This is a genomic window from Aeromonas sp. JL9, assembly GCF_024436075.1.
Taxonomy (GTDB): Bacteria; Pseudomonadota; Gammaproteobacteria; order Enterobacterales; family Aeromonadaceae; genus Aeromonas; species Aeromonas veronii.
On record NZ_JANFNV010000018.1, the window covers coordinates 71,581 to 83,719 of the forward strand.

Consider the following 12,139-nt stretch of genomic DNA (forward strand, 5'->3'; position numbering starts at 1 on the left):
GGGGCGCCGAGGTTAGACTCCTGACAGGGGAAACACGTGAAAGACTTACTCAAGTTTTTGAAGGCTCAGACCAAGACCGAAGAGTTTGACAGTATCAAGATCGGTCTGGCCTCTCCTGACATGATCCGCTCCTGGTCATTCGGTGAGGTCAAAAAGCCTGAGACCATCAACTACCGGACTTTCAAGCCGGAGCGTGATGGTCTGTTCTGCGCCCGCATCTTCGGACCGGTGAAGGACTACGAGTGTCTGTGCGGCAAGTACAAGCGCCTGAAACACCGTGGTGTGATCTGTGAGAAGTGCGGCGTTGAAGTGACCCAGACCAAGGTCCGTCGTGAGCGTATGGGCCACATCGAGCTGGCCAGCCCGACTGCCCACATCTGGTTCCTGAAGTCCCTGCCGTCCCGTATCGGTCTGCTGCTGGACATGACCCTGCGCGACATCGAGCGCGTGCTCTACTTCGAATCTTTCGTCGTAATCGAGCCGGGTATGACCAACCTCGAACGCAGCCAGATGCTCTCTGAAGAGCAGTACCTGGATGCGCTGGAAGAGTGGGGCGACGAATTTGACGCCAAGATGGGTGCCGAAGCAATCCTGGCATTGCTGCGCGCTATCGATCTGGAAGGTGAAGTCAAAACCATGCGTGAGGAGCTGGATCAAACCAACTCCGAGACCAAGCGCAAGAAAACCACCAAGCGTCTGAAGCTGATGGAAGCTTTCCTGCAGTCCGGCAACAAGCCGGAGTGGATGATCATGACAGTGCTGCCTGTGCTGCCGCCGGACCTGCGTCCGCTGGTACCGCTGGACGGCGGCCGTTTCGCGACTTCCGATCTGAACGATCTGTACCGTCGCGTGATCAACCGTAACAACCGCTTGAAGCGTCTGCTGGATCTGGCTGCTCCGGACATCATCGTGCGCAACGAAAAGCGTATGTTGCAAGAGTCCGTCGATGCGCTGCTCGATAACGGCCGTCGCGGTCGTGCCATCACCGGTTCCAACAAGCGCCCGCTGAAATCCCTGGCCGACATGATCAAGGGTAAGCAGGGTCGTTTCCGTCAAAACCTGCTCGGTAAGCGTGTCGACTACTCCGGTCGTTCCGTTATCACCGTAGGCCCGACTCTGCGTCTGCATCAGTGCGGTCTGCCGAAGAAGATGGCGCTGGAACTGTTCAAGCCGTTCATCTATGGCAAGCTGGAAACCCGCGGTCTGGCGACCACTATCAAGGCCGCCAAGAAGATGGTGGAGCGCGAGGAAGCTGTCGTTTGGGATATCCTGGACGAAGTGATCCGCGAACACCCGGTTCTGCTGAACCGTGCACCGACTCTGCACCGTCTGGGTATCCAGGCATTCGAACCGACTCTGGTCGAAGGCAAGGCAATCCAGCTGCACCCGCTGGTTTGTGCTGCGTATAACGCGGACTTCGATGGTGACCAGATGGCGGTCCACGTACCGCTGACCCTGGAAGCCCAGCTGGAAGCGCGTGCGCTGATGATGTCTACCAACAACATCCTGTCGCCTGCCTCCGGTGAGCCGATCATCGTTCCTTCTCAGGACGTGGTCTTGGGTCTGTACTACATGACCCGTGCCCGTATCAACGCCAAAGGCGAAGGTATGGTGCTGGCCGGCCCGAAAGAAGCCGAGAAAGTATATCGCGCCGGTCTGGCCGATCTGCATGCTCGTGTGAAAGTACGCATTACCGAATACCTGCGTCAGGAAGACGGTTCTCTGCGTGAACACACCGAGATGAAGAACACCACCGTTGGTCGTGCGATCCTGAGCCTGATCCTGCCGAAAGGTATGGAATACGCCCTGATCGACGAGCCGAAGGTGCTGACTGCTGCAGAACAGGCAGATCTGGATGCCAATCCGCAGAACTGGATCAAGTGCGTATCCAACAAGGCGCTGGGCAAAAAGCTCATCTCCCGTCTGCTGAACACCTGCTATCGCAAGCAGGGCCTGAAGGACACCGTTATCTTCGCTGACCAGCTGATGTATACCGGTTTCCACTACGCGGCCCTGTCCGGTGCTTCCGTTGGTATCGATGACATGGTCATCCCGGATGCCAAGAAAGACATCATTGCAGCAGCCGAAGCCGAAGTTGCCGAGATCCAGGACCAGTTCCTGTCTGGTCTGGTAACTGCGGGCGAGCGTTACAACAAGGTTATCGATATCTGGGCTAGCGCCAACGAGCGCGTCTCCAAGGCCATGATGGAGAACTTGTCCAAAGAGCGTAACGTCAACTCGCTGGGTGAAGAAGAAGAGCAGGCCTCGTTCAACAGCATCTTTATGATGGCCGACTCTGGTGCGCGTGGTTCCGCCGCCCAGATCCGTCAGCTGGCCGGTATGCGTGGCCTGATGGCCAAGCCGGATGGCTCCATCATCGAGACCCCGATCATCGCGAACTTCCGCGAAGGTCTGAACGTACTGCAGTACTTTATCTCTACCCACGGTGCTCGTAAGGGTCTGGCGGATACCGCACTGAAGACTGCGAACTCCGGTTACCTGACTCGTCGTCTGGTAGACGTGGCGCAAGACATGGTGATCACCGAGGACGATTGCGGCACTACCGACGGTCTGTGGATGACTCCGCTGATCGAGGGGGGCGACGTGGTCGAGCCGCTGCGTGAGCGCGTGCTGGGTCGTGTGGTGGCAGAAGATGTCATCAAGCCGGGTACCGAGGACGAGATCCTGGTTGCTCGCAACACCCTGCTCGATGAGCAGCTGTGTGACCTGCTGGAGCGTAACTCCGTTGACCGTGTGAAGGTACGTTCTGCCATCACCTGTGAAACTGACTTCGGTAACTGTGCTCACTGCTACGGCCGTGATCTGGCCCGTGGTCACCTGGTTAACAAGGGTGAGGCTGTCGGTGTTATCGCCGCCCAGTCCATCGGTGAACCGGGTACCCAGCTGACGATGCGTACTTTCCACATCGGTGGTGCTGCATCTCGTGCCGCTGCTGAAAGCAGCATCCAGGTCAAGAACACTGGTACCATCAAGCTGCAGAACGCCAAGTTCGTTCACAACAGCGATGACAAACTGGTTATCACCTCACGTTCTACCGAACTGACCATCATGGACGACATGGGCCGTACCAAGGAAAGCCACAAGCTGCCTTACGGTTCCGTGCTGGAAGTGAAGGACGGCCAGGCCGTGAGTGCTGGCGAGACCGTTGCCAACTGGGATCCGCACACCCACCCGATCATCACCGAAGTGGCAGGTCGCCTGCAGTTCGAACACATGATCGATGGCGTGACCATCACTCGTCAGACCGACGAGCTGACCGGTCTCTCTTCTATCGTTGTTCTGGACGTCAACGAGCGTCCGAGCGCCGGTAAAGAGATGCGTCCGACCGTTAAACTGGTCGACCTGAACGGCAAAGACGTGATGATCCCGGGTACCGATGTAGCTGCCCAGTACTTCCTGCCGGGCAAGGCGATCGTGAACCTGGAAGATGGTGCCAACGTGGGCGTGGGTGACGCGGTAGCGCGTATCCCGCAAGAGTCCGGCGGTACCAAGGACATCACCGGTGGTCTGCCGCGCGTTGCGGATCTGTTCGAAGCACGTCAACCGAAGGAACCGGCAATTCTGGCCGAGATCTCCGGTACCATCTCCTTCGGGAAAGAGACCAAGGGCAAACGCCGTCTGGTCATCACCCCGACCGATGGTGGCAACGTCTACGAAGAGATGATTCCGAAGTGGCGTAACCTGAACGTGTTCGAAGGTGAAAAAGTTGAGAAGGGTGAAGTGCTGGCGGACGGTCCTGAGTCTGCTCACGACATCCTGCGTCTGCGCGGTATCAGCCCGGTCGCCAACTACATCGCCAACGAAGTGCAGGACGTATACCGTCTGCAAGGCGTTAAGATCAACGACAAGCACATCGAAGTCATCGTTCGTCAGATGCTGCGCAAGTGCGAGATCCTGAGCGCTGGCGATACCGATCTGATCGAAGGCGAACAGGTTGAAGTGGCTCGTGTGAAGATTGCCAACCGTAAGCTGGTTGCCGAGGGCAAGACCCCTGCGACCTACCGTCATGTTCTGATGGGTATTACCAAGGCATCTCTGAGCACCGAGTCCTTCATCTCCGCGGCTTCCTTCCAGGAAACTACTCGCGTTCTGACCGAAGCCGCCGTTGGTGGTAAGCGTGATGAACTGCGTGGTCTGAAAGAGAACGTCATCGTGGGTCGTCTGATCCCGGCTGGTACCGGCTTTGCCTACCACCATAGCCGGATCAACCAGCGTGCTGCCGCAGCTCGTGCTGTTGGTACCCCGCAGGTGACCGCTGATGAAGCGGAGCAGAACCTGGCGGATCTGCTGAACGCAGCCGGTAGCTTCGACGAAGAGTAACTCGTCATCCGTGATTAAAAAGGGCTCCTTCAAGGAGCCCTTTTTGTTGGCCAATTCCTCGGCAAAGGTAGACGCAGCGCGGGTTTCAGGATGATCCAGAGCAAAGTTGTAGAGTAAAAAATCAAAAAAAGTTGACTTTACTCCCCTGCAATTTAAAACTCGGGAAAGTTGAATGGTTATTACAGGGGTAGAACATGACTGTCGGTATCGAGGAAGCCATGCTTCCCGAAGAACAGCTGATCAGCCGCACTTTTACAGATGAAGACAGGGAATTGTTGCGCTCATACGATGGGCTCATCGATGGCTTGGCCGAGCTGTTCGGCAAGCATTGTGAAGTGGTACTCCACTCCCTGGAAAATCTGCACGAGTCGGTGATCAAGATCGCCAACGGCTTCAATACCGGACGCACCCTCGGGGCGCCCATCACCGATCTCGCCCTGCGCATGCTCAAGGATATCGAGAGCACAGGCCAGGATTACACCCAGAGCTATTTCGCTCGCAGCCGTACCGGCGCGCTGATGAAGTCGAGCACCATCGCCATTCGCAACAGCGAGCGGCAAGTAGTGGGGCTTATTTGCATCAACCTGCACATCAATGCGCCTTTCCACGAGTTCGTGGCCGAATTTTTCCCGACGCCCCAGCAGGCGGCGCGTCAGTCACCAGAGACCTTCGCCAATAGCGTGGAAGAGCTGGTTGCACAGACGGTGGATAACACCATCGACGAGATCAACCGCGATCCCACCGTGGCCAACAATGCCAAGAACCGCTTCATCGTGACCCAGCTGTTCGAGAAGGGCATTTTCGACATCAAGGATTCGATCAATCTGGTGGCGGACAAACTCAATATTTCAAAACATACCGTTTATCTTTACATCCGACAGCGCAAGCAGGGTGAAGACGAGAACGAGTAACTCATTCCAGAAGGGGATAGATGAATGGCTAAAGAAGTGATTGCAACCGACAAGGCGCCTGCCGCGATTGGTCCGTATGTTCAGGCTACCAAGGTTGGCGAGATGATCTTCACCTCCGGGCAGATCCCGCTCGATCCTGCCACCATGGAAATCGTGGCTGGCGGCATTGAAGAGCAGGCCGAGCGGGTGATGAAGAATCTGGTTGCCGTGTTGCACGCTGCGGGTGCCGATGCCAGCAAAGTGGTCAAAACTACCTGCTTCCTGAGTGACATGAACAACTTCGTTGCCTTCAATCAGGTCTATGCCCGTTACTTTGGCGATGCGGCGCCAGCTCGCTCCTGCGTAGAGGTGGCCCGTCTGCCGAAAGATGTGCTGGTCGAGGTCGAGGCGATTGCCCATCTCTGATCAACAGATCGAATCAAGCCCCTCCTGGCAGGGGCTTTTTTGATTTTGGCGTAAAATGGACCGGGTCAGCACAGGAGTCCTGCTATGAGTCTGAGTTTTGCCATCCTGGTCACGGGGCCTGCCTATGGCACCCAATCGGCCAGCACAGCCTATCGTTTTGCCCGCACACTGTTGGCACAGGGGCATACCTTGTCCCACCTGTTCTTCTATCAGGACGGGGTCTGCAACGGCAACGGTCTGCATCTGCCAGCATCCGATGAGACTGACCTGGTGCGTCTGTGGCGAGAGCTGGCAGAAGAGCAGGGGATCCGTATCGACGTCTGCGTCGCCGCCGCCATGCGACGCGGTGTGCTCGATGAGCAGGAGGCCAAGGGGGCAGGGCAGGCACACTTCAATCTGCAAGCGCCATTTTGCCTGAGCGGTCTGGGCCAGTTGGCCGAGGCTGCGCTCACCGCCGATCGACTGGTTCAGTTCTAGGGGGAGTCATGAGCAAGAAAATCGCCTTTATATGCAGTCGTGGTCCCCATGGCCATGCCGCTGGCCGGGAAGGACTGGATGCCTTGTTGGCCACCTCGGCCATGACCGATGAGCTGGCCCTCTTCCTGATTGGGGACGGCGTGCTGCAGCTGCTCAAGGAACAGCAGCCTGCCGCCATTTTGCAGCGCCACTACGCGCCCACCTTCAAGATGCTGGAACTCTACGACATCGAAGAGGTCTATGTTTGTGCTGACTCGCTGGCAGAACGTGGCGTGACAGTGGATGATCTGCTGATCCCCGTCGAGAGTCTGCCGCGCCAGGAAATGGCTCGGCGCTGGGCACAGTGTTCGACTCACATCAGCTTTTGAGGTCTCCATGTTGCATCTGATATTGAACTCTCCCTTTCAGAGTCAGGCTCTGGCAGAGGCGCTCTCATACCTTCAGCCCGAGGATGAGCTGGTACTGATGCAGGATGCCGTGATTGCGGCATCGGCTCCCCAGTGGATCGCGCGGCTGGCGGGTATCCCGCTTTATGTGATGCAGGAAGATCTGCAAGCTCGCGGTTTGCAGCATCGGGTGGGCAATGTGCTCGATATGGCGGGTCTGGTGGCACTGATTGCGCAAAAAGGTTCCCCGCGCACCTGGGGTGGCTGATAAGCACATTTCCAAGAAAATTCAAGGAGATGTCGTGAAATCAAACGGATCCGAATTGCCCTTTTGTGACGCAAATTGTATAAATCTTGACTCCCCAGACAACAGGGCATAAAATTTCGCGTCCCCGTATCTGCGGGGAGGATTTTCCACACGTTTATGAAGTCATTATCAGGAGCCTTTTGATGGCAACTATTAACCAGTTGGTTCGCAAGCCACGCATCAAGCTCGTTGTGAAAAGCAACGTGCCGGCGCTGGAAGCGTGCCCTCAGAAGCGTGGCGTATGCACTCGTGTATATACCACCACCCCGAAGAAGCCTAACTCTGCACTGCGTAAAGTGTGCCGTGTACGTCTGACCAACGGCTTCGAAGTCACCTCCTACATCGGCGGTGAAGGTCACAACCTGCAAGAGCACTCTGTTGTTCTGATCCGTGGCGGTCGTGTAAAAGACTTGCCAGGTGTTCGTTATCACACCGTTCGTGGTGCGTTGGACTGTGCTGGTGTTAAAGACCGTAAGCAGGCTCGCTCCAAGTATGGCGTGAAGCGTCCTAAAGCTTAATGGTTCTCCGTTAAGTAAGGCCAAACGTTAATTCGTTTCTAGTTAGATAGCTTTCTAGTTTTGGGTAATCCCTGAAGTTACGGAGAATTTGAAATGCCAAGACGTCGTGTTGTTGGTCAGCGTAAAATCCTGCCAGATCCCAAGTTCGGATCAGAGCTGCTGGCTAAATTTGTCAACGTAGTAATGGTTGACGGTAAGAAATCTGTTGCAGAAGCCATTGTTTATGGCGCCCTGGACATCATTGCCACCAAATCTGGCAAAGAGCACCTGGCCGTATTCGAAGAAGCTCTGGATAACATTCGTCCGGCGGTCGAGGTTAAATCTCGTCGCGTCGGTGGTGCAACCTATCAGGTGCCGGTAGAAGTTCGTCCGGTACGTCGCAATGCCCTGGCAATGCGCTGGTTGGTTGATGCCGCTCGTAAACGTGGTGAAAAATCAATGGCTCAGCGTCTGGCTGGCGAGCTGCTGGATGCCGCTGACAATAAGGGTTCGTCTGTCAAGAAACGTGAAGACGTTCACCGTATGGCTGAAGCGAACAAAGCCTTCGCTCACTTCCGCTGGTAATCCGCTTGCGCAGGGTCTTTTGACTCTGCGCACCTTTAATTATCTAGGGACAAGCGCCTTAGTAAGAGGATGACAATGGCTCGTACAACCCCCATTGAGCGTTATCGTAACATCGGTATCTCCGCTCACATTGACGCCGGTAAGACTACTACTACCGAGCGCGTACTGTTTTACACCGGTGTAAGTCACAAGATCGGTGAAGTTCACGATGGCGCAGCCACCATGGACTGGATGGAACAGGAACAAGAGCGTGGTATCACCATCACCTCCGCCGCGACCACCGCTTTCTGGTCCGGTATGGGTAAACAGTTCCAACCGCACCGTATCAACATCATCGATACCCCGGGCCACGTTGACTTTACTATCGAAGTAGAGCGTTCAATGCGTGTTCTGGACGGTGCCGTGATGGTGTACTGTGCCGTAGGTGGCGTACAGCCACAGTCTGAAACCGTATGGCGTCAGGCTAACAAGTACAAGGTTCCCCGTATCGCGTTCGTCAACAAGATGGACCGTACCGGCGCCAACTTCCTGCGCTGCGTTGAGCACATCAAGACCCGTCTGAAAGGTACTCCGGTTCCCCTTCAGCTGAACATCGGCTCTGAAGAGAACTTCAAGGGCGTTGTTGACCTGGTCAAGATGAAGGCCATCAACTGGAATGAAGCTGATCAGGGCGTATCCTTCGATTACGAAGACGTCCCGGCCGAGTTGCTGGAACAGGCGCAAGAAATGCGCATGAATCTGGTTGAAGCCGCTGCTGAAGCGTCTGAAGACCTGATGGAAAAATACCTGGGCGGCGAAGAGCTGACCGAGGAAGAGATCAAAGGTGCTCTGCGTCAGCGCGTGCTGAACAACGAAATCATCCTGGTAACCTGTGGCTCCGCGTTCAAGAACAAGGGCGTACAGGCAATGCTGGATGCCGTGATCGAGTACCTGCCGGCTCCGACCGACGTTGCTGCTATCGACGGCCTGAAAATGGACGGCGAGACCAAAGACGAGCGTCATGCTTCTGATGACGAGCCGTTCTCTGCTCTGGCGTTCAAGATCGCTACCGACCCGTTCGTTGGTAACCTGACCTTCTTCCGTGTCTACTCTGGCGTGATCAACTCCGGTGACACCGTGCTGAACTCCGTCAAGGACAAGCGCGAGCGTTTTGGCCGTATCGTTCAGATGCATGCCAACAAGCGTGAAGAGATCAAAGAAGTACGCGCTGGTGACATCGCTGCTGCTATCGGTCTGAAAGACGTGACCACTGGTGACACCCTGTGTGACCCGAATGCACCGATCATCCTCGAGCGTATGGAATTCCCGGAGCCGGTAATTTCTATCGCGGTTGAGCCGAAAACCAAGGCTGACCAGGAGAAGATGGGTCTGGCACTGGGCCGTCTGGCTCAGGAAGATCCGTCCTTCCGCGTATGGACTGACGAAGAGTCAGGTCAAACCATCATCGCTGGTATGGGTGAGCTGCACCTGGACATCATCGTTGACCGTATGCGTCGCGAGTTCAAGGTTGAAGCCAACGTAGGTAAGCCGCAGGTTGCCTACCGTGAAACCATCCGTACCACCGTTAAAGACATCGAAGGCAAGCATGCCAAGCAGTCTGGTGGTCGCGGTCAGTACGGTCATGTTGTTATCGACATGTACCCGCTGGAAGAAGGCAAAGCCTACGAATTCGTCAACGACATCAAAGGTGGTGTCATTCCTGGTGAATTCATCCCGGGTGTTGATAAAGGTATCCGTGAGCAGCTCAAATCTGGTCCGCTGGCTGGTTATCCGGTTATGGATCTGGGTGTGCGTCTGCACTTCGGTTCTTACCACGATGTCGACTCTTCCGAACTGGCGTTCAAAATCGCTGCTTCCATGGCCTTTAAGGCTGGCTTCATGAAAGCCAACCCGGTTCTGCTCGAACCGATCATGAAAGTAGAAGTTGAAACTCCGGAAGATTACATGGGCGACGTTATCGGTGACCTGAACCGTCGTCGTGGCCTGATCGAAGGTATGGAAGATGGCCCGTCCGGCAAGATCGTACGTGCTCTGGTGCCGCTGGCCGAAATGTTCGGTTATGCAACTGCACTGCGTTCCGCGACCCAGGGTCGTGCTTCCTACGCCATGGAATTCGCCAAGTATCACGATGCACCGACCAACGTTGCACAAGCCGTGATCGAAGAGCGCAAATCCAAGTAATTTAAGATTCCCCGCCTACGACGGTAGGCGGGTTTAACCTAGAAGGACTACGTCGTGTCTAAAGAAAAATTTGAGCGTAATAAACCGCACGTAAACGTCGGCACCATCGGCCACGTTGACCACGGTAAAACCACCCTGACTGCAGCTATCACCAACGTGCTGGCCAAGCACTTCGGTGGTAAAGCTTTCGCCTTCGACCAGATCGACAAGGCACCGGAAGAGCGTGAGCGTGGTATCACCATCAACACCTCCCACGTAGAATACGACACCGCTACCCGTCACTACGCCCACGTAGATTGCCCGGGTCACGCCGACTACGTTAAAAACATGATCACCGGTGCTGCCCAGATGGACGGCGCGATCCTGGTAGTAGCAGCGACTGACGGCCCGATGCCGCAGACTCGTGAGCACATCCTGCTGGGTCGTCAGGTTGGTATCCCGTACATGATCGTGTTCATGAACAAGTGTGACATGGTTGATGACGAAGAGCTGCTCGAACTGGTTGAAATGGAAGTTCGTGAACTGCTGACCGAGTACGACTTCCCGGGTGATGACCTGCCGGTAGTTCGTGGTTCCGCACTGAAAGCGCTGGAAGGCGACGCTCAGTGGGAAGAGAAGATCATCGAGCTGGCTGGCCACCTGGATACCTACATCCCGGAGCCGGAGCGCGCGATTGACCAGCCGTTCCTGATGCCTATCGAAGACGTATTCTCTATCGCTGGCCGTGGTACCGTAGTTACCGGTCGTGTAGAGCGCGGTATCGTTAAAGTAGGTGAGACCGTAGAAATCGTTGGTATCAAAGATACCGTTTCTACCACCTGTACCGGTGTTGAAATGTTCCGTAAGCTGCTGGACGAAGGTCGTGCAGGCGAGAACATCGGCGCGCTGCTGCGTGGTGTTAAGCGTGAAGACGTAGAGCGTGGTCAGGTACTGGCCAAGCCGGGTTCTATCAAGCCGCACACCAAGTTCGAATCTGAAGTGTACGTACTGTCCAAAGAAGAAGGCGGTCGTCATACCCCGTTCTTCAAAGGCTACCGTCCGCAGTTCTACTTCCGTACTACCGACGTGACCGGTACCATCGAACTGCCGGAAGGCGTAGAGATGGTAATGCCGGGCGACAACATCAAAATGGTTGTTACCCTGATTGCTCCGATCGCAATGGACGACGGCCTGCGTTTCGCTATCCGTGAAGGTGGCCGTACCGTAGGTGCTGGTGTTGTAGCTAGCGTAATCGCCTAATCGATTCGTTATATACAAACATGAAAAGGGGTGGCTTCGGCCACCCCTTTTATTTTTGGGGCTATTTATGGCCTGTGAGATACTGGGCAAAACCATTGATAGAGGTAGTTTCCGTGAGCAACCCCGCCATTTTTCTGGATCGTGACGGTGTCATCAATGAAGACACTGGCTATGTCAGCCAGGTCGATGATTTCCATTTTCTGCCCGGAGTCATAGACGCCCTGCAGCTCCTCAAAAAGAAAGGCTATCTGCTGGTCGTCGTCACTAACCAGTCCGGAATCGCCCGCGGCTACTTCAGTGAAGATGACTTCATGAATCTGACTGAATGGATGGATTGGTCACTGGCTGATCGGGATGTGGATCTCGATGGCATCTACTTCTGCCCCCATCATCCGGATCACGGCGCCCCCTGTGATTGCCGCAAACCGGAGCCAGGCATGCTGCTGTTGGCGCAACAGGAACTGGGGATCGACATGAGTCGTTCCTATATGGTGGGTGACAAGCCCTCTGATCTGAAAGCTGCCATCAATGCCGGGGTTGGTCACAAGATTATGGTCAGAACCGGCAAGCCGGTGACCGAAACGGGTAGTGGGCTGGCCGACGCTCTCTATGACAATCTGCACGATTTTGCCGTTGCGGTACCTGCGGTGAGCTGATTTCGCCGGTTTAATATGCCAGTTGGTGGCTTTGTGAGCGAACGAACAGCGAAAGCCATCTTTTTGCAATTATCTGCTTGCCAGAAAGAATCTGTTCCCTATAATGCGCCTCCATCGACAGGGCAAGCGGCAACGCAAACAACCTCGTCGGTAA

The 12,139-nt window shown here is 55.4% G+C and carries 11 protein-coding genes; all 11 read left to right on the forward strand.

What is annotated here, in order from left to right; genetic code table 11:
• Nucleotides 1-36: 36 nt before the first annotated feature.
• The 11 genes from rpoC (at nt 37) to gmhB (ending at nt 11,985) form a co-directional block, all read left to right on the forward strand.
• Nucleotides 37-4,341, forward strand: coding sequence for a DNA-directed RNA polymerase subunit beta' (gene rpoC / locus NOM06_RS13895; protein ID WP_005339899.1), 4,305 nt, complete (start codon nt 37-39; stop codon nt 4,339-4,341).
• 194 nt (nt 4,342-4,535) lie between these two features.
• Nucleotides 4,536-5,252, forward strand: a complete 717-nt coding sequence (locus NOM06_RS13900) for a transcriptional regulator (protein ID WP_005339902.1) — start codon at nt 4,536-4,538, stop codon at nt 5,250-5,252.
• Nucleotides 5,253-5,276: 24 nt separating this feature from the next.
• Nucleotides 5,277-5,657 carry a RidA family protein gene (locus NOM06_RS13905; RefSeq protein WP_005339904.1) on the forward strand — a complete coding sequence of 127 codons (381 nt, stop codon included), beginning with the start codon at nt 5,277-5,279 and terminating at the stop codon, nt 5,655-5,657.
• An 84-nt stretch (nt 5,658-5,741) separates the two neighbouring features.
• Nucleotides 5,742-6,134, forward strand: coding sequence for a sulfurtransferase complex subunit TusD (tusD, locus tag NOM06_RS13910; protein ID WP_075112885.1), 393 nt, complete (start codon nt 5,742-5,744; stop codon nt 6,132-6,134).
• An 8-nt stretch (nt 6,135-6,142) separates the two neighbouring features.
• The gene (gene tusC, locus NOM06_RS13915; RefSeq protein ID WP_139472497.1) at nt 6,143-6,502 is read left to right on the forward strand and encodes a sulfurtransferase complex subunit TusC; all 360 of its coding nucleotides are present in this window, start codon (nt 6,143-6,145) and stop codon (nt 6,500-6,502) included.
• 7 nt (nt 6,503-6,509) lie between these two features.
• Complete coding sequence (gene tusB, locus NOM06_RS13920; RefSeq protein WP_255911984.1) at nt 6,510-6,788, forward strand: sulfurtransferase complex subunit TusB; 279 nt, start codon at nt 6,510-6,512, stop codon at nt 6,786-6,788.
• Nucleotides 6,789-6,970: 182 nt separating this feature from the next.
• Complete coding sequence (gene rpsL / locus NOM06_RS13925) at nt 6,971-7,345, forward strand: 30S ribosomal protein S12 (RefSeq protein ID WP_005306278.1); 375 nt, start codon at nt 6,971-6,973, stop codon at nt 7,343-7,345.
• A 93-nt stretch (nt 7,346-7,438) separates the two neighbouring features.
• Nucleotides 7,439-7,909 (forward strand): 30S ribosomal protein S7, encoded by a 471-nt coding sequence (gene rpsG, locus NOM06_RS13930; RefSeq protein ID WP_005339911.1) that lies wholly within the window; start codon nt 7,439-7,441, stop codon nt 7,907-7,909.
• A 75-nt stretch (nt 7,910-7,984) separates the two neighbouring features.
• Entirely contained in the window at nt 7,985-10,090 is a 2,106-nt protein-coding gene (fusA, locus tag NOM06_RS13935) for an elongation factor G (RefSeq protein ID WP_021229318.1), read from the forward strand.
• Between the two features lie 54 nt (nt 10,091-10,144).
• Nucleotides 10,145-11,329, forward strand: coding sequence for an elongation factor Tu (gene tuf, locus NOM06_RS13940; protein WP_005339879.1), 1,185 nt, complete (start codon nt 10,145-10,147; stop codon nt 11,327-11,329).
• 113 nt (nt 11,330-11,442) lie between these two features.
• On the forward strand, nt 11,443-11,985 hold the full coding sequence (gmhB, locus tag NOM06_RS13945) for a D-glycero-beta-D-manno-heptose 1,7-bisphosphate 7-phosphatase (protein WP_162517634.1): 543 nt from the start codon (nt 11,443-11,445) through the stop codon (nt 11,983-11,985).
• Nucleotides 11,986-12,139 lie beyond the last annotated feature (154 nt).